This is a genomic window from Chlamydia sp. 04-14, assembly GCF_036632095.1.
Classification (GTDB): Bacteria; Chlamydiota; Chlamydiia; order Chlamydiales; family Chlamydiaceae; genus Chlamydia.
This window is the reverse complement of record NZ_JAPYKW010000002.1, coordinates 93,058-119,366: the sequence shown is the minus strand read 5'-3', so window position 1 is coordinate 119,366 and position 26,309 is coordinate 93,058. Positions and strand designations below refer to the sequence as shown.

Below are 26,309 nucleotides of genomic sequence, written 5' to 3'. Positions count from 1 at the left end.
TTTCTTCTCTGTAGTAAAATTTACTTGCAGGCCTAAACTTTTATGCAAGATAGGATACTTTGGAAAACTTCATCAGGAGATACTTCAGAAGGAATATGCGTTAATTTTCCTAGATCTTCATAATAGTTAATTACAGGGGCTGTAGATTTTTCATAACTTTCTAATCTCTTATGAATAACCTCTAAAGTGTCGTCAGAACGACGAACTAAATTAACGTGACATGTTGGGCATTCACTAAGACCTTGGCTTTGGTTATACACATAATTGCATGAGGGGCAAATAAATCGAGAATGAATCCTGCGAATAATCTCCTCATCAGAAACATCCAACTGTATCACAAGATAATCTGCATTAGACTTGACCAAAAAGTCGTTAAGAAGAATTGCTTGATCTAAAGTTCTTGGAAATCCATCGATAATACATCCAGACTCACACTCTGGTTTGACTAAAGTCTCTTCCACAATCTCCCAAACCAGATCATCCGGAACAAGAAACCCTTTGTCTATATATTCTGAGGCCTTGATTCCTAATGGAGTCGCTGATTTTATAGCAGATCGAAAAAGATCTCCTGAACTGATGTGAGGGAGTCCGAGTTGATTAGCAAGACGTTGTGATTGTGTGCCCTTGCCTGATCCTGGAGGTCCCATAATAATATAAAAAATGTTCTTTAACATAACCGCTACCGAATCTTTGCCTATAAGGCGCCTACATAAGGGTAGGATTTTATCATTAATATTGTAAATGGGCATCAAAGAAACACCCTATAATAAAATTTTTAGAAATCAAAAATACAGAATATAGAATAGGAAAACCAACCTCTATTTGGCAATCAATAAGCTATAAAATATCTGTTAATAAATATAAATAAACACCTTAGGCTCGATTTTTAAAAGGATTTGAAATAAAGAGATATCCGAAATATAATTCCTCGTTGATTTCCTATTTTATTATTAAAACAGCCAATCTAATGATAAGTTCTGTAGATAATCTTAATCCTAACAGCATGGTTTTAGGTTTTCTAGATTCCATCACAAAAAAGAGCCTTATTTATGAAATTATAAAATGTGAAAACGGTCCTTTAGCTAAACTGATCAATGCTCAGTCGGTAGGTAATCATGATATCAACAATCTAGCGATCATAAATAAGATTTTTACTTTAGAAACGGCCCCTAGATTTCAACAAGGAACGACTCCCGCCGTGAAACTCGGCTTTGAATGTTCGATATTTCCTTCTCCACCGGGGAGTTTTTGTTTTAACCTATCGGAAAGTTCTAATCTTTTTCTTTTGCTTATTCATGAACTTTATACCGTAATTAATGCTATCTATCAAAATACGCTCGGCAACGTGATAAAGAACGTCGTTAGTATCTGTTTCCTTATACAAAAGAGTATTCTTTTCTATCACAATGAGAGAAAAATCATAAGACTCCTTAGTAAGGACTATAACATATCTTCATTCAAACGAGGCGGTTATCTAGCTTCGGCAGCAGCTTTAAATCATGCTAGAAAATCTGCATTATCTTTACTTGCTTGGAAAATATTTTCCCTCGCTACAGCGGTACTTTCAGTACTAGCCATCATAGCGTTCATTTTGGGATGTATATTTGCGTTTAACGCTGGTGGTATTTTTGCAAACGTATTTCTTATGTCTCCGGCAGCATGGATATTAGGTGGGGGAGGCCTTGCCTTTCTTCTTTTAGGGATACTTTCTATCCCACAAACTCATTGCAGCCATAATTGCCGACAATCTGCAGTTGACTCTATTCATCGTTCGCTACTTTGTTTGCAAATTAGCGAACGAATTCGTGTATCTGATCAAGATCCTGATAACCTTGCTTCTATAGTAGCTAGAAACTGTTTGAGTCCCTATAGCGATCTTTTAGATCCTGAAGTCTTTCCTCTTTTCACTCCTTCTGAAGAATCTATGAGAAGGCGTAATACAGAAGAAATGCAACATATACAGAGAACTAGACTACGAGAAATCCTTACGTCTACTCCAACCTCCGCTTCTCATGATGAGAGTTCGATGCCCCCACCTCCTCTTATTCCTCCTCCTTATATAGAATTTCCACCAACTTATGAAGAGGTTATGGAAGAAGATAGAATAAGAAATCAAAGTAATAGAAATTAATATTCATTAAGTTTTAGGGGGTGACCATGGCGTGTTATTTAACTTTCGGTAATGAGGATATTAGCGATTACTCAACTTCGCAAAAAGCTTCTTGCGTAGCTTTTGATCTCATTACATTTCCTGTAGTTTCTGTGATTGTGAGCATTTTAGCGTGGGCTATTTTGCTTATAAAAGTAGTTGCTAAAACATTAAAATTCCTATTCCAACTCATTACCGCTCCATGTAGGGGGGACGAAGAGGTATCTTTAACAGAAGCTTTTGCTGGATTGAGAACAGAAATGATCACCGAGCACCTAATACTTTTACCTTTAATAGGTTCTATTCTTCAGGGATTGATACTCGTCTATAAAGCCGATCAAAATGGGTGCGCAAGCATAGGATCTTTAGATTCAGCCGTTTATTTTATGGAAAGTGCGCCAGCGTACTTAGGCAACCTGATTAAATGGTAAAGAATTCTTAAAAAAGATAAAAAATGCAAGAGCTCGTTTACAATTAAAGAAATTATAATCGTGAGATAAAACTAGAAATAGTTTATAATTTTACCCTGATTATTTAATTTATATAAGAATCATAGATATGACGACTCTTTTTTTAAATGACAAGATCATAGCATCTAACGAGGGTAATCGCAGCGCGATTGTAAATCTTACGAGTGAAGGGTCTCTTGATTTTACAAATTTATCTCCGTATTCCCCCGCTAATCGTTTTTTACTCAATCGATCCCACGCAACTTCTCAATCGATAAATCGATTAGCGTTAACGAGCTCTGCTTTGCAGCCTACAGGCACGGCTCCTGAATTAGACACGGCGTTCGCCATCATGTCGACCTCAAGTGCTGTGTTCCATTGTGTTGAACAAGTTCTTTGGATAAATGCTTTATGTAATTTATGCCATGGAGGATCGGGAGGCAGTGGTGACTCTGTTGTTGTAGCTTTTGTTTTCGGTATTCTTGCCACTTTAATTTTAGGAATTTTTGGTTCTTCCTTAGGGTCTGCTATTTTAAGCTCTATGAAAATCCATAGTGCTTCTAAAGAAATCACCAGACTACAACATTCTAAGAAAGATATTATCCATACTTTAGCAAGCTTCCGTGTTGATGATCAGGAGGGCGCTAGGTCGAAAGCTGCTGCTTTAATTAGTGTAGAGGCGAATAAAGAGTTAATTTCCGCCTACAAAAATTATAGAGCTTCTAAAATTGCCTTCCTAGTTTGTGCTATTATTTGCTCCATTGCGCTATTAGCATTAGCTGCCGGAACCATATTAGGTATTTTCTTCTCTGGACCTCTAGCGGCTGCTGCTATTTCTGCTGCTATTATTGGTTGTTGTGCTGGAGGTGGAGGCCTAATACTTATTGGGCTCATAAGCTTCATGATTGCTTCCGTATATATGGCTAAAAAACAAGAGGCTGCTGTTCTACATTTAAACAGTGCTACTCTTTACTCCATGGTTGCAGATCAAATCCTTAATAACCCTGATGAATACGATAGAAACACGATCAGTCAGACAGTTACGCAACAGGTTGTAGTGAACTATCCTCAGAGGCTATTTAATCAAATGGAACGCGCGTATCTAAATGTGGGACGATTCCCACGCGGTACCGGCGGGGGTTATTCACCTCCGTCACCAAGCGCCCCTCCTCCTTATTCGGATAATCCTCCTCCTTATGCAGAATTCCCGCCAAGTTATGCGGAAGCCACGAGATCGGGATCGAATTAGGAAAGACACCTTTCTGTTTTATATCGGAGATACGAATTTGTAAATTAGATAACATCTAATTTATAAAGCGAAGAAATCGAGTCAAAGTCTTTCAAATTATAGGCATCTGCAGCAAGAATCCAAAATAGAGGGGTTTTTGCTTGTCCAATAAGCTCTATAGGATAGGGCTGTGGATGCTTGTCTTTTGGGAAAAATATACTACTAATAATAGTCTTTTTACTCTCTCCTTGAACATAAACGACTATATGTTTTGCTTTGTGCACAACAGGTAGAGTAAGAGTCATTCTCTCAGTTTCTAATTGGGGAACTTTATTAAACACAACTAAAAGCTCTTGTTCTTTTAAAGCTTCTGTATTTGGAAACAATGACAGAGTGTGGCCATCTTCACCAAGCCCAAGCATAATCATATCAAAACTTGCTTCAGGAACTACAGATTCTATGAGGTCTTGGTATTTTCTAGCCCCGTTAGGATCTTCAGTTTCCATACGGAAAATCTGCTCCTCAGGAATATACAAATCCCGAAGAATGCTCATAGCCTGTCCGTAGTTGCTTTCATAAGATGTGTGTGGGGCATTTCTTTCATCTCCCCAAAATAGAAAGATCTTTGTAGGATCAGAGATTTTCTCTTTATTTTTTACGATCTCTTTAAAAATTTCTAGGGGAGTCCTTCCTCCGGAAAGAGCGACGTAAAAAGCTCCTCGCTGTTTGATTGATTTATTAGCACTTGCTATCCAATCTTTACTTGCCAGGTCAATAAATAGCTCTGGCTTCTTTGTGAGAAGGAGTTTATTTGTGTCGTTAAAGTTAACTAGTGTCGCCATAATCGTCTCAAAATAAAGTTAAGTTACAAGGGACGCCAACTTCTTCCGTCAGCTTGTAGTAATTCCTCCGCTTCCTTAGGGCCTGAAGATCCAGCAACATAATTAGGGAAATGCACATCAGAAGAATCTTGCTCCCACCGCTTTAAAATCGGTGTAAAGAGCTCCCAAGAGTCCATAACCTCATCGCTACAGGTAAATAGAATCCTATCACCTAGTATGCAATCACAAAGCAACCTCTCATAAGCTTCTGGTGCTGTTGTTTTAAAATAAGTATCGTAGCGAAAATCCATTTTCACAGGACGCACGATATTATTCATTCCAGGAACTTTACAGTTGAATTTCAGTGCAACGCCTTCGTCTGGTTGTATACGGATAATTAAAAGGTCGTTTTCCACAGGACATACAGGACAAGACTCTGACTCAAATAGAGTAGAATAGGACTTTTTAAAAATGATAGAAATATCTGTAGAACGTTTAGAAAGTCGTTTTCCTGCTCGAAGATAAAAAGGGACTCCTAGCCAACGTGGGTTATCAATAAACATCTTTAACGCTACATAGGTCTCCACCATAGAATCTGGAGCCACATTTTCTTCTTCACGATAGCCAAGAACAGACACGCCTTGTACTTCTCCAGGACCATACTGCCCACGGACAACATCTTCTTTAGAAAAAGGACGTATTTTCTTAAGAATATTAATCTTTTCTTTTTTGATTTCTTCAGAATTGAATATCGAAGGGGGTTCCATCGTTAATAGACACAGCAGCTGCATCATATGGTTTTGCACCATATCACGAAGCATCCCTGATTTTTCAAAGAAATTGCCTCGGGTACCTATACCTATGGATTCGCTAACACTAATTTGCACATGATCAATGTATTGGGAGTTCCAACAAGATTCAAATAGGGTATTAGCAAAACGTATCGTAAGGATATTTTGTACAGTTTCCTTCCCTAGATAATGATCTATACGATAGACAGAATCTTCATCTAGATTATCGTCTATGTATTTTTGTAGTTCTTTAGCGCTTTGTAGGTCAACACCAAAGGGTTTTTCTATAATTACTCGAGACCAAGGTTTCCCTTCTCCTTGATCATGATAGAAAAGGTTGTGCTTGTTAATGTTTTCGATAATTTCGGGGAAATAATCTGGGGGTGTTGATAAATAAAATAGACGGTTCCCTTGTGTTCCGTATTTCTTATCAATATCTTCGAGCCTCTCTTTCAATGAGGCATAGCCTTCTGAAGAAGAGAAGTTTGATTCGTGATAAAATATACGAGATTCAAATTCTTCCCAAATACGAATATCAAGCTCTTGAGCACGTGAAAAATTTTGTATTGCCTGCTTCATTTCTTCGCGAAATTGTTCATGGCTCTTCTTTCTTCTAGCAAAACCTACGCAAACAAAATTTTCAGATAGTCTGCCTTCTTTGATCAGATGATACAATGCTGGAAACAACTTCCGTGCTGTAAGATCTCCAGTAGCACCAAAGATTACCATCACACAGGGGGGGCATGGAGGCAATGTTCTCCCGCCATCTTTATTTTCATTACTTGTCATTTCCATCGTGCTTAGGGCCTCGTGACATAGCTAAAAATGCATAGAATAACAAAAAAAGAATAAAAATAACCATGAAGAAACTTACTTATTCCGTATGGAAATTCAAATTCGGATGAAATCGGGTATCTAGATTTAAACTACAGCGGGGTTTTCCTAAGAATAAGTTCCCTACTTGCATTAGGAAAATGACTAATATTGGAAACGTTTAGATTTTTGCCTATTTTAGGGGGATTAGGGTGCTTTAACGTAGCGGAAATCCACGACTCCTGTAGGAGAAAAATTGAAATTCGATAATTTTTTATTTAATGCAAAATGAAAAGCATCGTGATAAATCGGCTCGATAATATGGAAAGTTTCTAGATACAGAGACGCTTGTGAAATTAGTTCATTACGTTTATTTAGATCCCTTTCTTCTTGAATAGTTGTTAGAAGTGTCATGAAATCTTTTTGGTTCAACACATAGGGAGGCACTCCCGAAGGATGAGCAAAGATTGTTAAAAATGCCATAGGATCTGAAAAATCTGCGAACCATCCTCCTGTAGCTAATGAGAAATGCCCTGAGGCTAATTCCGCTTGTAAGAGAGAAAATTCTTTTCCCGCTATAGCAATAGAAAAGCCTAAGATATCTTTCCATTGCTCACGAATCATCTGAACAAGTAAAGCACTTGCTGAAGAACCTGCAGGGAAGACTAGGGAGTGGCTTTCTAAATCTTTTGCTGAGATCTTTAGCTCTTCTAAAGACTCTTGAAAGAGTTTTTTAGCTAGATACTTACGTTGTTCTTTAGAAGGAAGTTCTAGACTTGGGTAGGTATGTAAACTATTTGGCAGTAAATGTTGCGCAGGCTTAGCTCTATCTAAAAATATTGTAGAAACCAATGATTCCTTATCTAAAGCTAAGGAAAGAGCTTTTCTTAACTTAGTATGGTTAAGAGGAAACTTGTTTATATTAAAAGTTAACCAAGAGGTTCCTGCAACATCAAAAGAATGGAGACTTCCCTTGGATTGTAGACGCGATAAGGTTTCTGTCGGAATGCGCTCTCCCCAAGGAGGTCCTTGCCAATGCAGCTTACCTTGATTAAATAATAAGGCAGCAGTATTCGCATCGGGAATAAAGTGCACAGTGATTGTTTGAGTTTGAACTTGCTCTTGATTGTAGTAGTAAGTGTTTTTCTCAAGACGCAGCCACTGCTTTTGTTTGATTTTTTTAGGATAAAAGGCGCTGCTGGCAATCGGCAAGGCCAATTGTGACTGTCGTTGATCTTTATGAACCGGGAAAAAAATAGGTAAAGCTAAAAGTTTTAGAAAATGTGAAGTTGGGGATTCTAGTTCAATAACCAACGTTTTATCATCTTCAGCATGAAAACCTATAGCCTCCTGAGAGAGTGTTCCCTGCTGGATTTTCTTAATATTTTTAATAGGATCGAAAGCAAAGCTATAGACTCCTGAAACTTCTTGATTTACAACTTGTCTCCAAGAAGCAATAAAATCTTCAGAAGTCAGGGGATCACCATTACTCCAATATGCTTCCCTTAGATGAAACGTGTAGGTCTTTCCATCATCAGATAGAGAATAGCTTTCTGCGAGTGCTGGTTCTAGATTTCCAGTATAAGTATTTTCCTGAACCAACCCCTCATAAATATGCTTAATTAAATTAATATCAGAAAGCAGACGAACTTCGCGAGGATCTAAAGATCTCGGATCGTCTTTCATATTTATAGAGAGATGATCTTGCGGTTTGTGAAAGTTTTTACATCCATGAAGCATTAGAGAAGAGGCGATAAGGAAGCTGAGACAGATTCCCAATGATATCTTGCGCATGGAGTAATTCCTAAAGTGGTTTTTTCTGAGATAAATAGGTCTCGTCCTAATCCTGCTATCATTGCAGCATTATCCGTACATAACTTAGAAGAAGGAAAGTATAAAGGCAAATTTAGAGTGTCTTTCAATAAGTTTTGGAAATACTTATTGTTTGCTACTCCCCCTCCGACAAGTATCGATCTGCACGAAAATTTTTTTACAATATTAGGAAGTTTTTGTGCAATGGTCGTGAAAGCAGCTTTTTGAAAAGATGCTGAAATATTATTCTTTTCGCTTTGAGAAAGCTCTGGGAGAGGTGTACGATTATTACTATTATTGCCCTTAATTGCGTAAAGAACAGCAGTTTTTAATCCACTAAAAGACAAATCATACCCCGGAACTTTAGAAGGAGAAAAAGGGAAGGACTCCTCACACCCATGAGATGCAATTTCTTCTATTAAAGAGCCTCCGGGATAAGGGAGCCCAAGGAATCTCGCGACCTTATCAAAAGTTTCTCCTATAGCGTCGTCTCGAGTTTTCCCTATTAACTTATAAGTTAAAGGGTCTTCCATCAAAAACATAGCTGTGTGGGCTCCAGAAACCACTAAACCTAAAGCAGGGAATTCCACATTCTTTGCTTCCATATAGGCTGCGTAAAGATGTGCTTCGACATGATTAACGCCGATAACCGGTTTTTGGCATCCGATAGCTAGACCTTTCGCGAAGTTAACGCCTATAGCTAAAGAACCTATCAACCCTGGTGTATTTGTTACTGCAATAAGATCAATATCCTCTAAAGAAACTCCCGACTCTTTTAAAGCAGATTCCACAACAGAGGGGAATACCTTTAGATGAGCTCGAGAGGCTAATTCAGGAACAACTCCCCCATAGGATGCGTGATCTTCTTGTGAAGAAACTACATTAGCAATGATTTGTGCGTTAGCATCTACTAAAGCACATGCCGTCTCATCACAAGAGCTTTCCAACCCAAGGGTAAGCATAAAAACCAAAGAAAAATATAAACCAGTCCTCTATAGTAAAATGGTCTTCTGAATATCAGCAAGGAAAACTTCAAGAGGCGAAATGAAAAAAAATGTAGCAGTTGATGAAGCTTTAAAAGAAATTTTAAATAAAGAAGGGGCTTCAACTCAGGAAGAAATTTGCGAAAAACTCTCTTCTCTAGGGATTGCAATGACACAATCTTCCGTATCTCGTTGGTTAAGAAAGGTCCATGCAATAAAGATCCCCGGAGAAAAAGGAGCTCGCTATTCTCTGCCTCCTTCAATAGACGAGTCTAACATTAAGCATTTGGTTTTTTCTATTCGGCATAATTCTTCTCTAATTGTTATCCGAACAGCCCCGGGTTCTGCTTCATGGATAGCGGGCTTAATTGATAACAAGTTTTCAGAAAACATCTTAGGAACTTTAGCCGGAGATGATACAATTTTTATTACACCTATTGCAGAGTCAATGATTTCCTTGATAGTTAAAGATATAGAAAACTTCTTGCTAGTTTTTTCGGATTAAGCGCATGATTATGCTTTGAGAGTAAATAAATATGCATAGCTGATTTATGGAACATCTGGCTGCTACAGCAAGGGTGCTATTACGTGGTTGTGGATATACGTTATTCGTTAGCGGAATCTCCATACTTTGTGGCTCCTTATTAGGTTTAATTATCGGAACAATCACATCACGTTATTTCCCATGTCGTATTACGCGATGTTTGGGGAATCTCTACGTTACGGTAATTCGAGGTACGCCGCTATTCATTCAAATTCTCATATTTTATTTTGGTCTTCCTTCCATTATTAGATTGGATCCCACACCACTCATGGCGGGGCTAATTGCTTTAAGTATCAATTCCTCAGCCTATCTTGCAGAAAATATTCGTGGAGGAATTAATGCTCTATCTGTAGGGCAATGGGAATCTGCTAAAGTTTTAGGTTATAAAAAGTCGCAGATTTTCATGTACATTATCTATCCGCAGGTTTTTAAAAATATCTTACCCTCTTTAACAAATGAATTTGTTGCTTTGATTAAAGAAAGTAGCATTTTGATGGTTGTGGGGGTTCCTGAACTTACTAAAGTAAGTAAGGATATTGTTTCTAGAGAGCTAAATCCTATGGAAATGTATAGCATCTGTGCTGCTTTATATTTGCTTATGACATCATTGTTTTCTTATGTCGCTAGATTGCTAGAAAAAAGGAGGGGCTATGACTGTTAAGGTAAGAAATCTTGCTTATTCAATAAATGACAAGCACATTTTATCGAAAGTATCCTTCTCTTTAGAAGAGGGGCATATCACACTCTTTGTTGGCAAGAGCGGCTCTGGAAAAACAACCATATTACGTGCTCTTGTAGGCCTGGTAGAGCCTTCAAGTGGTGATATTTCTATAGAAGGGGAGACTCCAGCACTAGTCTTTCAACAACCTGAACTTTTCCCACATATGACAGTTTTAGATAACTGTATGCATCCTCAAATGATCGTAAAGCATAGAAGCAAAGAAGAGGCCAAGGAGAAGGCTTTTGATCTTTTAAAGCTTTTAGATATTGAAGACATTGCCGCAAGCTATCCTCACCATCTTTCTGGAGGACAAAAACAACGTGTGGCTATAGTTCGCTCTCTATGTATGGATAAACGCACCTTACTTTTTGACGAGCCAACATCTGCTCTAGACCCATTTTCAACTTCTGCCTTCAGACGTCTTCTAGAATCCTTAAGAGATCAAAACCTTACATTAGGCGTCTCGACTCACGATATGCACTTTGTTCAGGGATGTCTAGATCGTGTTTATCTTGTAGATCAAGGAGAAATTGTTAGCACGTACGATAAACGTTACGGAGCTTTAGATAACGATCATCCTCTCAATCTCTATTTAAACTCTGCACGATAAATATTTGTAATAAACAGCTGCATTTTTGCAGCTGTTCCCTAAATATTAGTAGCGTCTCCAGCTACAGGAGTAGGCAGCCTGCACAATATAAAGATCTTGAGGAGAAGCTCCCTCTTGATCATTTTCTAAATATACCGACACACCACCACAATTTTCAGGAATAGTAAATACCCGAGAATTTCCAGGAGCCAACTCTACTATATCATAGCTATGCCCTCCTATCATCATAGTTCCTGCATGATGTAGAGATATCTCCACATAGCTTGTATTGCTTTGAAGCTCTTCCTTATTATTCCAAGAAGCGTAACCATAATGGGTTCTCAATTTGATACTAAGATCTTTGCATTCTAAAATTGAGGGGATTAGGGCTTTAAGAGTCAAATCCCAAGTATAGATTCCGGGATATTTTCCATATAAAATATTATCATCTAATACAAAACACCCCTGCTCTTCATGAGATAGGAGATGTTTTAAAGAATTTAGAGGAAATTTCCCTGAGAATGAGGAGCTTCTTGCTCCCCAAGTAAATCCTAATATTCCTTGAGAAAGCAACTCTAGAGGAAGAGGATAGTCCACCTCACGACTCAATCCTGTTGAATAAAGAAGATTGGTTTCTACATGTGTAACTTGAGGTGGTGCTATAGTTTCTACAGTTTCTTCGGGAAGAGATCGTGTTTCTAAATAACGCTCAAGATAATCCAAGGATATGGCATCAGATCGTTCTTTAGGGTTTGCTAATCCTGTAATTCTGTAACCATCCATATCTACAATACCACGAAATTTTCCTCCGGATACTGGCATCATTTGAAAGTTAAAAGTTGTTATCGAATTGTCATGGCTTTTAGTTTTTTCATATGTTTCATTAAGCTTATCGACTATGGGACGCAACTGTCTCCCTACATACCCCACCGATGCCGCATGAGAATCTTTAGGATTGCCAGGAGTTTCTAGTCCTAAAATTGTATGATTATTCATATCAATATTGCCTGTAAGCATCCCTCCAGACAGAGGTAGGAATTTCTGATAGATCTCTATTAAAACTGCTTGGACAAGATAACTGTGGTCATTGAGCGAGTCATCTATTCCTTCTTCTATAAGAGTCTTTAACCCCTTTAATTCTTCTAAAAGACTATGAAGAGAGAGTTTCATAAGACTCATATCCGTTTCTAAATCCTGGACTTTCTCATCTGTTTTTTTTGTATATAAACAATCAATATCCTTAGTATGTTTTGTTAAAATTGTCTTGATCTCTTGAATGTCTGAGTGAATCTTATTGAGATCTACACTCACTGGATCCTGTGAATTTCCCTTTATCTTCTCTACCATGGTTATGGTTTTTTGAATCATAGAAGCTAGAGGTTCGTTCTTATGGTTAGCTGTAGGGTTAAAGAAAGAGTTTCGCTTTCTCATAGTTTTATCCTATGCAAATAATTAATTATAATCTGCACATTAATAAAACAATTTAATTAATAAAATATTATTTATTATTAATATTGATAATTAAAAATTATTTGTTTTTATTAGCGCTGTTATCTTCGGGTGTCTCTTGAGGTTTTTCCCAAGGTAATGGTGATACCGTTTGCGGCGGAGTTGAATCTCCTAAGGAGGAGAAGAGTTTATCCGCTAAGGTACTGAACGGGCTTGCGATTGTATAGCTCTTTAGTAGAGCAATACGCGCATAAGCTGAAGACCAATCGACTTCTGGAGAGGAGATGGATCCTCGAATTTTGATAAGGAAGAAGTTCTTTGTTTTTAGTGAGGTATTATGGAAGTATTTTTTAATGACTTCAGGATCAATTCCCAATGTCATAGAAATCCTATCTTTAATAATATCGGTTTTTCCCCAGAGAGCTAGGCGTATTCTATTATCAATTAGTGCATCGAAGCGCTTACAGATAATCGTGCCTTTTTGCACTGAGAAGAATATGGGTGTGAACCACGATTCCACGAACTGCTTACTCTCTTCAATATCCAAAAATTTAAATAGATCATACATGGTGCCTGTATTTGCTATAGAAATTTTACCAAAGTCTAAACTTGCAGATTGGATTCGAAATTCTTCAAATGAGTAGGGAGAAATCGGGAGATAGAAATTCTCTTTACTTACCTGTAGTAAAACCGGGTGTTGTGAATAGGCATTTCCTGAAATTAATGGGTTAAACTCTTGGAAAAAGGCCTTATTGATTTCTTCATTAATGTGTAGAGTAGCAACAAGGTCGTCTTCTAAAAGAATCGCTTTTTCTTTTAAGATGAGAGGAATATATGCTTGAAGATTCGCAGAATCTACTTTTACTGTTATAGGCCCTTCACCTCTGAGAAAATGGTGACTCATAGCCACATTAATTCTTTGCCCTGCTAACGAAGAAACTTTGATTTTTACATTCGGAGAAATAGGAAATATCCCTGTAATGAATGCAGAGGGAATATGTTTCCATTCTGCAGTTTGTTCAAATTCCCTTTCCGATGGATTTAGCAAATGCTCTACAGAACCTTGAATAAGAAATTCTGCAGAAGTCTTATTATCTTGATTCGGCACTAGACAACTTCCCTGAAGATCATACTGGACCTTAGTATCTAAGTTGCTCGAGTATAGAGACCCCGATAAGTTGCTAATAATGAAAGTTTCTTTAGATACATGATCATAGAAAATCAGAGGGTTTGTTGATAACGATCCTTCAAAGCCTCCTTCTGTAAGTAAAGAAAGACAAGAAAGTCCTGATTTTTGCTGCGCACAAGAGAGTTTATAAATATCTAATCTCGCTGTAGCTGTCCTATGCAATGTACATGACGGGGAGCACGAAGCTTTTTCAAAGAATCCCGCATAACGTTCGGGAGTGATTTCCCATTGTAAAGTCCCTTGTGTTTTTGAAGATAACGTTAGGGAATCATCCATAATTAGCTTCACATCACCTTTGAGGGCTTCTGTTTTAACAGAAGAGTGAAGAATAAGCCTGTCTTCCTCTTTTGGATTATAGAGAACAGAAAATGTCATATCCCCAGTAGGTCCAATATAGGTAGATAAATTAGCTTCTTTTTGTTGGATTCTAAGAATCCTATCGACAGGGAAATCAATAACTTCGCCAGCGCTTTGAATTTTTATATTATTGATATCCACAGGCTTTTGAGGATCTACAACAGAAACTAAAACATCAGGAATAAGAATCCTAGAAGGAGGAAGCATAGGATCTTCAGGATCTTCAATCATAAGTTGTACATTTCCCTTAGTCAAAGATCTTGCACCATCCGTATGAAAAGAAAAGCTCGCTTTGGTAAGCTGTAAGGGAATTAATCTTGAAGAAACCATACTCAAAGGAAGGCTGCAGAGTTTACCATGAACTAAAGTAGAACAGGTATCAGGTCGTATAGGCTCGTTAGGTCTTCCAAATTTTCCATGAATGAAAACTTCATTTTCTCCAGCAGTGATTTTTCCTGAAAACTTGGGGAAATAGATATGTTTTTGTGCTACCTGTACTTTCCCTGAAAATGTAGCTTCAGCATAGGAAAATTGCTGGGAGAATTTTTTCTTTAAATTATCTTCAAGATGGTAGGTAGCACTACCTTGAAATAACATAGCTTGTAAGGTTCCTGAAGAGGTGCAGTTCATCTTCAGTAGAGAGTTATCGAGATCTGCTTCGGCCTTTAATTGTGAATTTTTATATTCACCTCGAATTTCTAAAGAGTAGTAGGGAACTTCTAAAGGTATATTAATCGCAAAAGGTCGTGGAAAGAGCGCACGCAAATACGTATGGGGCAGCATCGATTGTTGTAGGAGAAACTCCGTACGTTGTTTTTTATTATCAATGGTCATAATCCCATTGATATAGGATTGTGCCGCACCTCCAAATACAGCTACTGAAGATCCACGAATATTTGTATAACGCGCGCTCTTCTTAATTCCTATATCAACATTTCTCATCTGGATAGAAAGATTCGGGTCTTTTGGAGATAGGGAAACTGAGGGGAGATGCGCTTGTAGTGTAGTCTCTATTGTTCTCCATTGAGTAAGATCTAAAGGAATCTTCGCATTAGAGATATGTGCACGAATATTCTGACTAGAAATTTTTGTGGGGAAGGAAAACAGCTCTGAGCAAAGTAGAGAAGCTATTTTTGGTTGTAGTTCTATAAATGAAGGACTACCTTCAACAATATAGAATATGGACTGGTGGATGTATCCTTGAAGTTTCGCTTGGATTTGACTTCCTTGAGCTGTAGCTGTCATAAGGATTTTCCCATTACTATGAGCAGCAGAAGCATGGATATCAATAATATCCTCCTCAGAAAGAATACGGTCCGTTACAGGAGATGCTATAAAGAGTTTAAAAAAGGATGCGGGTACGGAGTTTAATTCTGCAGTGATATTGACTTTCGGCGAGAATATACTCTCTATGAATACTCTTCCGGTAATATTATCTTCGGTAACAACACCTTTAACTATTAATTTTTCCGGAGTCTTTTCAACATAAAATCCCGATAGCACCAATGTGGAGCCCTTAACTGTCTTCATACTTATAGATCCGTGTTCGGAAAGTATGGAGCTATGCGCTAAATAAGAAGCAAACACTCCGGGATCGAGATTCCCGACTGAGGGTTTGTCTATAGTTAAAGACTCATCGATTTGCAATGACCATCCCGATAAGGCTATACCCTTAGGGCGTTTATAAAGAAGTAATCTTAATAAAGATCCATCGATTTCTATTTTCTCTGCAGAAAACAGTTCCCCGACTTTGTCTTTTCCAATAACTTTTACTTTTTTAGCGTATTGAGGTCCTAACCAAGACAACTTCAAATCTTCAACGTTACAGGAAAGCCCTGTTTCCTTATGAATCAAAGATAGAAAGAGATATTTCCCTGATCCTTGAGAAAGTAGCGGTGGTAGGAAATAGATAAACGTTAGGAAAATTCCCAAGCCTATACTTATCCCTAAAGTCTTATACCAGGATCTTCGTTTCATTTTATCTTTCCAGCGATATCTGATAGAGTTAGGTTGTAAGGACTTTTCGTTGCTTGATCAAACATATCTCTCAGACTACTTTGTATTAAACTTAACGCTGTATCTGGATGGATTTGATTAAAAGTTTTCAGGTGAAGGAGTTGCTCGACTACATCTTTAATAGTGAGTCCTGAAATATTATGCGTTGGTTTATACGCTTTCTTATAAGAAAGAATTAAACCCTCATTTTCTAAGACATCCAAACATTGGGAGATCTCTCCGATAGGAATCCTAGAATGCTTTGCTATAGTCTTCGCTGTAGGAGGCGTCGAAGCCTTATCAAAATCTCTCGATATCACAGAAAGAATATAGGTACATACCACAAGTTTTATATAGCAATTTGGCAAGTACTTTTCTGTAGGAAGAATGAAGTTACATCCCTGGTTTTGAATAAGAAAAGTAAACGATCCTCCGAAAAGATAGATCATCGCATAAAGATAAAGAAGAAGTAGAAATGAAGGTAGGGCGACTAAAGCTCCGTAGGTAAAACTGTAGTTAAATAAGTAAAATTGTAAGCAAAAGAAAACCTTCTGGAAGATGATCCACAAGGTCCCTGCTGTTAGGGCAGCAATTAATGCTGCTGTCTTTTGCACAGATACCCTAGGCAAGAAGGCATAACAGCAAAATAACACTAAATAAATGAATAAATAGGGAGTTAGCCGTGAAAAAACATATAAAACAGTAATAGAGTGGCTTAAAGAAAAGAGTCTCGCATATTCTACAGGCATGATTTGGGTAATATAAATCCATGACCCACAAACAATAATAAAAATCATTGGGCTAACAAGCGTAATGATTAAATATGCGATCAATCTCTGTACAGATATGGGAGTCCAACCCGTCCTAAAAATCTTATTCAAACCGTCTTCTAAAGATAAAAGCATAAGAATCCCTGCCCAACAAAAGACAAAGAAGCTTCCTACCAATACCAAACCGATATTGCTTGTTGTAGAGCGATATGCAGCCTCTACAATTGCTAGAATTGGTCCTTTATAATCAGGAAATTTAACAAGAAGCCATTCTTTCCAATCGAGATTCACAAAAAGATGCTGGGATAACCTTAAGAAAAAGACGAGTATCGGAATGCAGCTAAACAAACCATAATAACTTAACACACAGGCTTCTTTAGAAACCTCATTTCTTACTAAAACTTGAGGAGCAAGTAAGAACGATCTGATTATTCTGTTATTTCGAAATCCCGATTTCGGATTCTTTTTTTTTTTAGAAAATATCGAGAGCTTTCGAAACATAGTTAAATCAAAAATGCATTTTTTACTTATTTTAATAAAAAATGATTATTTAATACTAAGTTTTATAAATTTTATTTTATTAATTCTTATGAGTTTTAATACATGAGATCATTAAGAATAATGGAAACTCTTCGCGACAAAGGTTTTCCGCTTTTGCGCGTGTTCCTATAGATTTTTTTGGTGATACCCACTCTTCCATATTCTCAATAACAAACCCATATTTTGATAATGCTTGAGTCCAATAACTTAAAGGAAAGTGGAAAGAAATCGATGATTCTGACTGTTTTTTCCCAGGATGGGCAACGATTGGAACTGTTATTTTAGAAAGATAACGATCGATTTTTCTTGAAAGAAGCTTTTTATCTTCATCGTAATGCCACGAGGAGACCCTGGGAATACGAAAACAAGGATGATTTAATACCATAAAAAAGCGTCCTTCTTTGCAAAGAAGCTTCGAGGTATTTTTAATTGCCTGATCCGGAATTTCCATATTTTGTAGCGCTAAAATAGCTACAGCATGAGAAAAAGACTGAGGAGATTCTAATGTTAGTTTTTTTGTAAGATCTTGGATTTTAAATTCATGAGCTCGTGATTTTCTCAATTTTCTTGCTATGGAGATTAAACTTGGAGAGATATCCAATCCTAAATACCCGCATTCCTTAGGAATTGCTCTTTCTAAAATTCCCTGACCGCAGCCAATATCTACCAAAGAATCTTCAAATTTTAGATCAAGTAGGGGAAGCAACTTAGGAAGAATGACTTCTTTATGATAATAATGCCCCTCTCCCTGAACGATCTTATGATAATCTTCAGCTATGGGCTCCCAAGAGGTAGACTTTCTTTCTGTTTTCCTAGAAGAATAATGCTTTTTATTAGACGGGTAACGAGACATTAGAGAGGAAATTTATAGAGAGATAAAAAAAAAGGCAAGAGAAACTCTCTATGCCTTTTTATTAAAAAATTTACTGAAGATTAGAGGTTATTTAGTCTTGTATAGGGAATCCCTGTTCATCATAATTTGTTACATTAGAACTGCCTAACCCTCGCTGACTTGTTCTACCTTGACCGCCTTCTTGATTTCCACCGTCAGTTTGGTCTCCACCTTGGCCTTGTGAGCTGCTTTCTTGTGGGGATGCCGTTGTAGTGGTCGCAGTAGAAGTCTCTACACGTTCGCCATCTTGACCCATAGAGCTGGTAATGCGACTTTCAACTGCTTGTAAGCTAGTTGTAGAGGCACGTAAATCAGAAATTGAAGAAGTTATCGCTGAACACGCAGCCTCTAACTCCATTTTACGTTGCTCTAAGAACCGTATTTGTTCTTCTCTTCGCGCAGCATCAGTTTTTAGCTGTTCTAAAATAACTTTATTCTCTTCTATAAGGCTTTTGAAACTATCTAAACTTGTTCTCAATGCAGTTACAGTAGTAATCATTTGTTGAACAGCTTCTTGAGAGAAAGTGTCTTGTAAAGATTGAGCTAATTTTTCAAATGGAGAGAGCATATCTTCAACTCTACCACCTACAGACTTGAAATCTTCTAAGCTAGTTTTGAAATCCGCAATAAGATCTCTGAAATCACCGGTATGTGTTTCAAGTCTATCACCGAAATCTGACAATCTAGTGTGTAGCTGTCTAAGTTGCTCAATTTGCTCTGTGAGTTCAGCGTTAGTAGCTTGTAAAGTATCTACTTCGGTATGTAAGCGTGCGTTCTCTTGGCCAAATTGCTGGATTTGCTGTTTCATGCGACGGGCCACTTGAGATGGTGTGCTATCTTGGATTGCCATAATGACGATCACAAACGATACGAGCATAATCGCAATCATAAGAATAAGAGAAGGTGTCGACACTACGATACCAAATTGCAAGCAAATTAAAGCTGCAATACCAACAGCAAATAGCGCAACGGCGGAAATAATTTTAATGAAGTGGAAGATTTTTTGAAGTACGGAAACTCTTCCTTCAGGAATAACAAGTTTCCTAGCAGCGGCTACAGCAGCTGTTGAAGGAGTGGGTCCCTCTGTTGGGATAGGTATAATTGTTGTGTCACCTTGATCTTCAAAAGTAGAGGAAGTTCCTGATATTATAGGATTTGCGGTTTCTATTGGTGCTGCCATAAGTTTATTTCCATTTTTAATAATTTAAATTTGGAAAGACTAATTATATGAATGTATAAAATCAAGATATTTGCCAAAAGTTATGTCGTTGATAATCATAGACAAAGAGAAAACACAAACACTAAGTCACTAACGAAAAATTGGATTTTTTTAGATATTTTTTGGTAAGAATACTCCTTCAAATATTCGAGAGATTATTTCAGATAAAAGAAATCCTCTTATATTTTTCATCTAAATCCAACAAGATCTCTAGGAATTTTAATCAAAAGATGTAAGAATCTATGTCTCCGAAGTTTTTCTTGTGGTTATCCTGTTTTAAAGGATATGGTGAGATAAATGATTTGCTAATTACACCTTAAGAGGCTTCTTTAAATTTTGATGTGTTTGCAATAGGCAATAGGTGAATAAGAAACAACGTCAGAAGACATTAATTGCTCCCTCAATTATGGGAGGAGACCTTGCATGCATAGGTGCAGAGGCAAAAAGAATAGAAGAATCCGGAGCCGATCTCATTCATATTGATATTATGGATGGGCATTTCGTTCCCAATCTAACTTTTGGTCCAGGAGTCATTGCAGCAATCAATAGATCTACGGATATTTTCTTAGAAGTCCACGCTATGATCTACACGCCTTTTGAGTTTATAGAAGCCTTTGTAAAATCTGGAGCCGATCGTATTATCGTACACTTTGAAGCTTCCGAAGATCTTAAAGAATTATTATCCTATATTAAAAAATGTGGAATACAAGCAGGATTAGCTTTTTCTCCAGAAACTTCTATAGAATTTATTCCTCCATTCTTACCTTTCTGTGATGTTGTATTGTTAATGTCCGTACATCCTGGATTTTGTGGTCAAGGCTTTATTCCTGATGTTCCTGACAAGATCCGTTTTACAAGACAAGCAATTAAGGCAATGGGTCTGGAAGACTCTTGCTTGATTGAAGTTGATGGGGGAATAAACGAGACTTCTGCAAAAGAGTGTCGCGAAGCGGGTGCGGATATTTTAGTAGCAGCGTCCTATATGTTTGAAAAGGATACGCTGACTATGGAAGAAAAAGTTTTGCTACTTCGAGGAGAAAATCATGGTATTAAGTAGCCAACTCTCAGTGGGGATGTTTATTTCCACAAAAGATGGTCTTTATAAAGTCGTAGCGGTTTCTAAAGTAACAGGGAATAAAGGGGAGTCCTTTATCAAGGCCTCGTTAAAAGCTGCTGATTCCGAAGTCATTGTTGAAAGAAATTTTAAAATTGGCCAAGAAATAAAAGAAGCCCAGTTTGAATCTAGAAATCTTGAATATCTCTATATTGAGGACGAAAACTTTCTTTTCTTAGATTTGGGGAATTACGAAAAAATTTACATTTCTAAAGAGATCATGAAGGATAATTTTTTATTCTTGAAAGCAGGTGTAACTGTTTCAGCTATGGTTTATGATGATGTTGTTTTTTCTATAGAATTACCACACTTTTTAGAGTTGATGGTGTCTAAAACAGATTTCCCTGGGGACTCGCTTTTAATTACCGGCGGTACAAAAAAAGCTTTATTAGAAACAGGTGTCGAAATTACAGTACCTCCTTTCGTGGAGATTGGGGATATTATAAAAATTGACACGCGTACGTGTGAATATATTCAACGCGTCTAACTTCAGTCTGAGAAGATAAGAGAATACAGGTATGGATTTAAAGCAAATAGAAAAGCTCATGATTGCTATGGGACGAAATAGCATGAAGCGTTTTGTGATAAAACGTGAGGGGCTAGAGCTTGAACTGGAAAGAGACACAGGAGATAAACCCAATCAAGAACCTGTATTTTACGATAGTAGGTTGTTTGCCGGTTTCTCTCAAGAACGTCCTATTCCCACCGATCCTAATAAAATGGTTGCGAAGGATGTCGCTTCAGAAAAAGCAGAAGCAGAATCGCAACAGGCTCCAGGAGATTTTATTAGTTCTCCTCTAGTAGGAACATTTTATAGTTCTCCTTCTCCCGATTCTCCATCTTTCGTTAAACCTGGGGATATCGTTTCAGAAGATACAATTGTTTGTATCGTAGAAGCCATGAAAGTTATGAATGAAGTTAAGGCCGGGATGTCTGGTCGTGTTGTAGAAGTCTTAATCACCAACGGTGATGCAGTACAATTTGGGTCTAAGTTATTTCGTATAGTTAAAGCTGAATAATGAAAAAAGTCTTAATAGCTAATCGTGGAGAAATTGCAGTACGTATTATACGTGCTTGTCATGATCTTGGATTGGCCACAGTTGCAGTATATTCCTTAGCAGATCAAGAAGCTTTACATGTGCTATTAGCAGACGAAGCTGTTTGTATAGGGGAACCTCAAGCTAATAAATCCTATTTAAAGATATCCAATATTCTAGCGGCATGCGAGATCACGGGAGCGGATGCTGTCCATCCTGGCTACGGTTTTCTAAGCGAGAATCCGAATTTTGCTTCTATATGCGAAAGCTGTGGGTTAACCTTTATCGGTCCTAGTTCAGAATCCATAGCAACAATGGGAGATAAAATAGCGGCTAAACAACTCGCTAAAAAAATCAAATGTCCTGTGATTCCTGGTTCTGAGGGGATTATCAAAGATGAAGCCGAGGGATTAAAAATTGCTGAAAAGATCGGCTTTCCTATAGTGATTAAAGCTGTTGCCGGTGGCGGTGGCCGCGGTATCCGTATTGTTAGAGAAAAAGATGAGTTTTTCAGAGCTTTTTCAGCAGCAAGAGCGGAAGCAGAAGCAGGATTTAATAATCCCGACGTTTATATTGAAAAGTTCATTGAAAATCCAAGACATTTAGAAGTTCAGGTCCTTGGAGATAAACATGGTAATTATATCCATCTTGGAGAAAGAGATTGCACAGTCCAAAGACGTCGCCAAAAGCTTATTGAGGAAACCCCCAGTCCTATACTTACTCCCGAATTACGTGCAAAAGTAGGGAAAGTCGCTGTAGATTTAGCTAGAAGTGCCAACTATCACTCCGTGGGCACGGTAGAATTTCTATTAGATAAAGATAAAAAGTTCTACTTCATGGAGATGAATACACGTATTCAGGTAGAGCATACAATCACAGAAGAAGTGACAGGAATCGATCTCCTTAAAGAACAGATTTATGTAGCTATGGGCAATAAGCTCACTTGGAAACAAAAAAATATTGTCTTCTCAGGACACGTTATCCAGTGTCGTATTAACGCTGAGGATCCAAGTAATAACTTTTCGCCATCCCCAGGACGTTTAGATTATTATCTTCCTCCTGCGGGGCCTTCAATACGTGTTGATGGTGCTTGCTATAGCGGCTACGCTATTCCTCCTTATTATGATTCTATGATTGCTAAGGTGATTTCTAAAGGTAAGAACCGTGAAGAGGCTATAGCCATTATGAAACGTGCTCTAAAAGAGTTTCATATTGGAGGAGTACACTCTACAATACCTTTCCACCAATTTATGTTGGACAACCCAAAATTTATTAATTCAGACTACGATATCAACTACGTTGATCTTCTTCTCTCTCAGGGTAACTCCCTATTTTAAAGTTCTTTACAATCTTCACGTCTAGAGACTCTTTCTCTAGATGTGTTTTCTTCTAATTAAAAAATCTTAATAAAACTAAATTATATTAAAAATAATTCTAACAATTAGTGTTTTATGTTAGAATATTTTAAGTTTTTTAAACATTTTTTAATATTTATGAGAATATCAGAAAGTTTTTGCTTAAGTTCTTTTAATAAACAACCCAATTACTTTGAAAGGGTTTTATCTAAAGTAGATAGCTATTTCTATTTTGGCGGAAGACAGATAGAAATCGTTGCTAGAAACGAAAAAACCCAAGAACTCATCTGCCTTTCTAGCCCAGGAAGACCCGTACCTCTTGCTGAAAAGATTATAAAGATACTTTCATATCTCATATTCCCAGTTGTGTTGATTGCGCTCCTTGTGCGCTTCTTACTTCATAAAGTAGTACATAGAAATCAAAGTGTTGTCTTAATCGATAGACAAGATCCCTGCACGCCAGCTGCACTCTATTTAAAAGACGCTTTAGCTATTCGTGATAAATTCATGGATCTACGTTTTACACAACCTAATAACGACGCTCTTAGAGCTGCTCTACACCTACAGGGATTAAGGGTGGTGCATTTTTATCAAGATGAAACTACTAATCAGATGTTGTTAACAATGACATCGCAGCGTTTCCCAGATATAGCGTTTACATTTGTCGTTCCCACTAGATCGATCACATTGCCACCACCTGAAGAAATGCAATGGTCTATAATGGAACATCTATGGAGGTGTACGAAAGCAATAAACGTTGCTAAACGACAGAATTTAGATAATTTGATGATCAGTAAACCGGTAGGCATTAGCGTACAAGATGGTGTGCTTATCCATTATCTGCATAATATTTCTCTAACAGAAAAATCCTTAGATAAAGGGGATGTTTCAACAAGTATTGAAGAGCACAATAACTTACAAAACTGTCTAAATGATCTTGTGACTTTTACTGGATACACAGGATATCCAGGAAAGGTGTTTGCAAAATCACAAAGAAAATTTGTCTGTGTTGATAGTGTAGAAAATCTGCACATGGCCATGGTAGTTGACCCAGGACATACGTTTACAACATATCCGGATGAGAATACAGAAATAGAAAATCGTGTTTCTGCACTAATGCCTATATTCAAAAGTGTTCCTCCAGAGTATCTCAAAGGCATGCTAAATCAAATTCCTCATTCTATAAAATCCAAGATGCAGAATTTGAATTCTTTATTATCTAAAGAATTCTTAAACAATACTTTGAATATTCAAGCACCCCTATTTGCATCCGATCCTACACAAAGACAAATAGCCGACCAGGAAAAGAAACAATTAGTGGAGAACTTCCTGAAATTCATCTCACAAAGAGTCATCGGCCCAAATGATAATGGACGCAACATGATTGTCTTCTATAAACATGGACAAAGTTATCGTGGAGGGGGAGATGGGATATTGATTAACCAGCTCAACAACTACGGATCTATGTTCTTCAAACCCGATGATGCTCAGGGAAAATGCCTGGGCGAGAGTATCATGGATCAATTAGTGGATATAGGAATCTTCTCTGATTATGAGAATACTGAAACTATGGTCTGTGCCTACTTTGACTAAATTGATGGGATTAGAGAGTAAAAATTGCCATCTGCAATATGATATGAACTGCTTATTCTTAGTGGCATAAAAATGAGAAACCTTTGAACGGCCAAGAGGATTAAACCATCGGATAATCCGATGAATAAAAAATAAGTAAATTAACTAATAAAATACCTTCAAAAATACTTACAGACAGACTTTTGAGTAAAGTATGAAGATAACCCCAAGAACATTATGTTAAATTCTATAACATTTTCACCAATTTATTCTCCTAATCGGGCAGAGAAGCTTTCTGCTCTTCTAGATTCCTATTTTTATTTAGGAGGAAAGCAAACTAAAGTTATAGATAAATCAACAGAATTAGGACTTAGATTTGCCGTACAACATCAAGGACGGGCAATATCTACCGCTGAAAAAGTCTTAAAAATACTCTCCTGGATTTTTGTTCCTATTGTCATTTTAGCTTGGCTATTACGGCAGGCTTTGCATTTATACTTACATATTGCATATCCGTGTGTATATCTCGATACACCTTTATCTGAATCGCTTCAGAAAGACATTGTTACGACCTGCCAAAAAATATCTAGCTCCCTAAAATCCAAAACTATTTTAACGACAGAAAATGAAGCCTATCAGGAATTATGTGCTGAAGGTATCACCATAGTGAAACCTAAGGAGGAATTTGCAAATACTCTTCCTGAAAGGTTTTACTTAGATTCTCGGAAATCTCATACGTTTTATATTTTAGGAAATCAAGATCAAATTAGCGTTCATTATTCGGATCTTTATAACCTAATCCTTTCAGGAAGAAACCTTATTTCTGAAATCGAATTAACAAACGAGAGTGATAAGAAATCTATAGAAAAATGCTTAAAAGATAGATTGGGAATCACAGCAAAAATTTCGAGACTTCCTAAACAGAAACAGGGGATCTTTGGTGGATTAAAAGCAGAGTTTTCCTTCGATAATTACCCTGATTATGTCTGCTCCCTGAATGATGATTCCATTAGCATTCATGAAATAACAAACTCATCTCAAGTTGAGTTAAAAGAAATGACCGTTGCGAGATTCGTAAGAAATGTTCTTGAATCACGCCATACAGAGGGAAAAGCAAGTGGCTCCTATATATCTTGGCCTAAGTATATCGGCTCTGATATGAGCTCAGGAATTGTTGTTTTAGATGACGAAGAAGAACATAAACAAGTAATCGTTACCAATCCTCAAGGAGAGACCGAGGCTAATCTAAAACTTTTTTCATCTCAATCTTTTATAGAATGCTACCAAAGCATGAAAAATAGACACATGGTTCCCTATATCTTAGGTGAACAAGCCGCTTTTAAACATCATCAAAATAGACATCAACTTATCATGAATGAATCCGGAAGTCGTCTACCGATGGATTCTTATGAAAATAGAAAAAATGTCATATCTGCATTTTTACGACAGGTTCCTAGTGCCTTCTTAGGAGAGGTACTAAATAAAGCAACTTCTGAGGATGTTTCAGCAGCGTTAGAATCGTTGGATCGCACAAAAATTGCACGTTCTTTAAATCTAGGGGCGGTTACAATTCCAAGAGACTACATTCTTCAAAAGAGACCACAGCTAGGGGCTCTTTCTGATAAGCAGATCAAATTACAATTAGCGATCGAATTCATTACAGAAATTTTATCTCCTACAGATCCAAATACCGTAGAAATATTTATTCCCTATAAAGAACAAAACACTACTGAGTCCACGTCTTCGACAACTTTCTGGGGAAATCTTTCTGATTCAATAAGAACCGGTTTCACAAACTCCGTTCTCATACAGTTAGAAAAAATGCACATTATTGATGGGTATACAGAAGTGAATCGGGGAGTGTATGTTCGCTTGAACTCTGTACGAACAGATCCTTAGTTTACAAGTTGTGTTTCACAA

22 protein-coding genes are annotated in these 26,309 nt (G+C 37.4%); 12 read left to right on the top strand and 10 right to left on the bottom strand.

Going from position 1 to position 26,309, the window contains the following annotated elements; translation table 11 throughout:
• Positions 1-32: 32 nt before the first annotated feature.
• Positions 33-674 carry an adenylate kinase gene (locus O6937_RS03085; RefSeq protein WP_332390206.1) on the bottom strand — a complete coding sequence of 214 codons (642 nt, stop codon included), beginning with the start codon at positions 672-674 and terminating at the stop codon, positions 33-35.
• A gap of 293 nt (positions 675-967) precedes the next feature.
• Between O6937_RS03085 and garD (O6937_RS03080) the strand changes: the two genes are divergently transcribed.
• From garD (O6937_RS03080) to garD (O6937_RS03070), 3 genes are all read left to right on the top strand, one after another.
• Positions 968-2,131, top strand: a complete 1,164-nt coding sequence (garD, locus tag O6937_RS03080; protein WP_332390205.1) for an inclusion membrane protein GarD — start codon at positions 968-970, stop codon at positions 2,129-2,131.
• 26 nt (positions 2,132-2,157) lie between these two features.
• Complete coding sequence (locus tag O6937_RS03075; RefSeq protein ID WP_332390204.1) at positions 2,158-2,580, top strand: hypothetical protein; 423 nt, start codon at positions 2,158-2,160, stop codon at positions 2,578-2,580.
• A 127-nt stretch (positions 2,581-2,707) separates the two neighbouring features.
• A complete protein-coding gene (garD, locus tag O6937_RS03070; protein WP_332390203.1) occupies positions 2,708-3,847 on the top strand; it encodes an inclusion membrane protein GarD in 1,140 nt (379 codons plus the stop codon).
• A 44-nt stretch (positions 3,848-3,891) separates the two neighbouring features.
• Here garD (O6937_RS03070) and pgl read toward each other — a convergent pair whose 3' ends face one another.
• From pgl to tsaD, 4 genes are all read right to left on the bottom strand, one after another.
• Positions 3,892-4,668, bottom strand: coding sequence for a 6-phosphogluconolactonase (gene pgl / locus O6937_RS03065; RefSeq protein WP_332390202.1), 777 nt, complete (start codon positions 4,666-4,668; stop codon positions 3,892-3,894).
• Positions 4,669-4,691: 23 nt separating this feature from the next.
• Complete coding sequence (zwf, locus tag O6937_RS03060; protein ID WP_332390201.1) at positions 4,692-6,233, bottom strand: glucose-6-phosphate dehydrogenase; 1,542 nt, start codon at positions 6,231-6,233, stop codon at positions 4,692-4,694.
• 225 nt (positions 6,234-6,458) lie between these two features.
• Entirely contained in the window at positions 6,459-8,045 is a 1,587-nt protein-coding gene (locus O6937_RS03055) for a peptide ABC transporter substrate-binding protein (RefSeq protein ID WP_332390200.1), read from the bottom strand.
• Positions 7,991-9,025 carry a tRNA (adenosine(37)-N6)-threonylcarbamoyltransferase complex transferase subunit TsaD gene (tsaD, locus tag O6937_RS03050; RefSeq protein WP_332390199.1) on the bottom strand — a complete coding sequence of 345 codons (1,035 nt, stop codon included), beginning with the start codon at positions 9,023-9,025 and terminating at the stop codon, positions 7,991-7,993. Before tsaD ends, O6937_RS03055 begins: the two co-directional genes overlap by 55 nt.
• An 82-nt stretch (positions 9,026-9,107) precedes the next feature.
• Here tsaD and argR point away from each other — a divergent pair, with 82 nt between their 5' ends.
• From argR to O6937_RS03035, 3 genes are read left to right on the top strand one after another with little or no spacing between them, the layout of a single operon-like run.
• The gene (gene argR / locus O6937_RS03045; protein ID WP_332390198.1) at positions 9,108-9,551 is read left to right on the top strand and encodes an arginine repressor; all 444 of its coding nucleotides are present in this window, start codon (positions 9,108-9,110) and stop codon (positions 9,549-9,551) included.
• Positions 9,552-9,597: 46 nt separating this feature from the next.
• Entirely contained in the window at positions 9,598-10,251 is a 654-nt protein-coding gene (locus O6937_RS03040) for an amino acid ABC transporter permease (RefSeq protein WP_332390197.1), read from the top strand.
• Positions 10,241-10,921 carry an amino acid ABC transporter ATP-binding protein gene (locus O6937_RS03035; protein ID WP_332390196.1) on the top strand — a complete coding sequence of 227 codons (681 nt, stop codon included), beginning with the start codon at positions 10,241-10,243 and terminating at the stop codon, positions 10,919-10,921. Before O6937_RS03040 ends, O6937_RS03035 begins: the two co-directional genes overlap by 11 nt.
• A 45-nt stretch (positions 10,922-10,966) precedes the next feature.
• Here O6937_RS03035 and O6937_RS03030 read toward each other — a convergent pair whose 3' ends face one another.
• The 5 genes from O6937_RS03030 to O6937_RS03010 form a co-directional block, all read right to left on the bottom strand.
• Positions 10,967-12,331: a hypothetical protein gene (locus O6937_RS03030; protein ID WP_332390195.1), complete on the bottom strand. Its 1,365-nt coding sequence runs from the start codon at positions 12,329-12,331 to the stop codon at positions 10,967-10,969.
• A gap of 97 nt (positions 12,332-12,428) precedes the next feature.
• On the bottom strand, positions 12,429-15,872 hold the full coding sequence (locus O6937_RS03025; RefSeq protein WP_332390194.1) for a hypothetical protein: 3,444 nt from the start codon (positions 15,870-15,872) through the stop codon (positions 12,429-12,431).
• On the bottom strand, positions 15,869-17,161 hold the full coding sequence (locus O6937_RS03020) for a YihY/virulence factor BrkB family protein (protein ID WP_332390193.1): 1,293 nt from the start codon (positions 17,159-17,161) through the stop codon (positions 15,869-15,871). The genes O6937_RS03025 and O6937_RS03020 overlap by 4 nt, the downstream gene beginning before the upstream one ends.
• A 79-nt stretch (positions 17,162-17,240) precedes the next feature.
• The gene (locus O6937_RS03015) at positions 17,241-18,053 is read right to left on the bottom strand and encodes a class I SAM-dependent methyltransferase (protein ID WP_332390192.1); all 813 of its coding nucleotides are present in this window, start codon (positions 18,051-18,053) and stop codon (positions 17,241-17,243) included.
• 91 nt (positions 18,054-18,144) lie between these two features.
• Entirely contained in the window at positions 18,145-19,272 is a 1,128-nt protein-coding gene (locus O6937_RS03010; RefSeq protein ID WP_332390191.1) for a hypothetical protein, read from the bottom strand.
• Between the two features lie 400 nt (positions 19,273-19,672).
• Here O6937_RS03010 and rpe point away from each other — a divergent pair, with 400 nt between their 5' ends.
• The 6 genes from rpe to O6937_RS02980 all read left to right on the top strand — a co-directional run bounded on the left by rpe (position 19,673) and on the right by O6937_RS02980 (position 26,288).
• Positions 19,673-20,368, top strand: coding sequence for a ribulose-phosphate 3-epimerase (rpe, locus tag O6937_RS03005; RefSeq protein ID WP_332390190.1), 696 nt, complete (start codon positions 19,673-19,675; stop codon positions 20,366-20,368).
• Positions 20,355-20,912 carry an elongation factor P gene (locus O6937_RS03000; RefSeq protein ID WP_332390189.1) on the top strand — a complete coding sequence of 186 codons (558 nt, stop codon included), beginning with the start codon at positions 20,355-20,357 and terminating at the stop codon, positions 20,910-20,912. The genes rpe and O6937_RS03000 overlap by 14 nt, the downstream gene beginning before the upstream one ends.
• A 31-nt stretch (positions 20,913-20,943) precedes the next feature.
• Positions 20,944-21,444 carry an acetyl-CoA carboxylase biotin carboxyl carrier protein gene (accB, locus tag O6937_RS02995; RefSeq protein WP_332390188.1) on the top strand — a complete coding sequence of 167 codons (501 nt, stop codon included), beginning with the start codon at positions 20,944-20,946 and terminating at the stop codon, positions 21,442-21,444.
• Positions 21,444-22,799 (top strand): acetyl-CoA carboxylase biotin carboxylase subunit, encoded by a 1,356-nt coding sequence (accC, locus tag O6937_RS02990; RefSeq protein ID WP_332390187.1) that lies wholly within the window; start codon positions 21,444-21,446, stop codon positions 22,797-22,799. Before accB ends, accC begins: the two co-directional genes overlap by 1 nt.
• Positions 22,800-22,955: 156 nt before the next feature.
• Entirely contained in the window at positions 22,956-24,410 is a 1,455-nt protein-coding gene (locus O6937_RS02985; RefSeq protein WP_332390186.1) for a DUF648 domain-containing protein, read from the top strand.
• Between the two features lie 216 nt (positions 24,411-24,626).
• Entirely contained in the window at positions 24,627-26,288 is a 1,662-nt protein-coding gene (locus tag O6937_RS02980) for a DUF648 domain-containing protein (RefSeq protein WP_332390185.1), read from the top strand.
• Positions 26,289-26,309: the final 21 nt, after the last annotated feature.

Bases quoted from the DNA above. Each gene is read 5' to 3' on its own strand.
- O6937_RS03085 (WP_332390206.1), bottom strand. From the start codon at position 674: ATGTTAAAGAACATTTTTTATATTATTATGGGACCTCCAGGATCAGGC.
- garD (WP_332390205.1), top strand. From the start codon at position 968: ATGATAAGTTCTGTAGATAATCTTAATCCTAACAGCATGGTTTTAGGT.
- O6937_RS03075 (WP_332390204.1), top strand. From the start codon at position 2,158: ATGGCGTGTTATTTAACTTTCGGTAATGAGGATATTAGCGATTACTCA.
- garD (WP_332390203.1), top strand. From the start codon at position 2,708: ATGACGACTCTTTTTTTAAATGACAAGATCATAGCATCTAACGAGGGT.
- pgl (WP_332390202.1), bottom strand. From the start codon at position 4,668: ATGGCGACACTAGTTAACTTTAACGACACAAATAAACTCCTTCTCACA.
- zwf (WP_332390201.1), bottom strand. From the start codon at position 6,233: ATGGAAATGACAAGTAATGAAAATAAAGATGGCGGGAGAACATTGCCT.
- O6937_RS03055 (WP_332390200.1), bottom strand. From the start codon at position 8,045: ATGCGCAAGATATCATTGGGAATCTGTCTCAGCTTCCTTATCGCCTCT.
- tsaD (WP_332390199.1), bottom strand. From the start codon at position 9,025: ATGCTTACCCTTGGGTTGGAAAGCTCTTGTGATGAGACGGCATGTGCT.
- argR (WP_332390198.1), top strand. From the start codon at position 9,108: ATGAAAAAAAATGTAGCAGTTGATGAAGCTTTAAAAGAAATTTTAAAT.
- O6937_RS03040 (WP_332390197.1), top strand. From the start codon at position 9,598: ATGGAACATCTGGCTGCTACAGCAAGGGTGCTATTACGTGGTTGTGGA.
- O6937_RS03035 (WP_332390196.1), top strand. From the start codon at position 10,241: ATGACTGTTAAGGTAAGAAATCTTGCTTATTCAATAAATGACAAGCAC.
- O6937_RS03030 (WP_332390195.1), bottom strand. From the start codon at position 12,331: ATGAGAAAGCGAAACTCTTTCTTTAACCCTACAGCTAACCATAAGAAC.
- O6937_RS03025 (WP_332390194.1), bottom strand. From the start codon at position 15,872: ATGAAACGAAGATCCTGGTATAAGACTTTAGGGATAAGTATAGGCTTG.
- O6937_RS03020 (WP_332390193.1), bottom strand. From the start codon at position 17,161: ATGTTTCGAAAGCTCTCGATATTTTCTAAAAAAAAAAAGAATCCGAAA.
- O6937_RS03015 (WP_332390192.1), bottom strand. From the start codon at position 18,053: ATGTCTCGTTACCCGTCTAATAAAAAGCATTATTCTTCTAGGAAAACA.
- O6937_RS03010 (WP_332390191.1), bottom strand. From the start codon at position 19,272: ATGGCAGCACCAATAGAAACCGCAAATCCTATAATATCAGGAACTTCC.
- O6937_RS03000 (WP_332390189.1), top strand. From the start codon at position 20,355: ATGGTATTAAGTAGCCAACTCTCAGTGGGGATGTTTATTTCCACAAAA.
- accB (WP_332390188.1), top strand. From the start codon at position 20,944: ATGGATTTAAAGCAAATAGAAAAGCTCATGATTGCTATGGGACGAAAT.
- accC (WP_332390187.1), top strand. From the start codon at position 21,444: ATGAAAAAAGTCTTAATAGCTAATCGTGGAGAAATTGCAGTACGTATT.
- O6937_RS02985 (WP_332390186.1), top strand. From the start codon at position 22,956: ATGAGAATATCAGAAAGTTTTTGCTTAAGTTCTTTTAATAAACAACCC.
- O6937_RS02980 (WP_332390185.1), top strand. From the start codon at position 24,627: ATGTTAAATTCTATAACATTTTCACCAATTTATTCTCCTAATCGGGCA.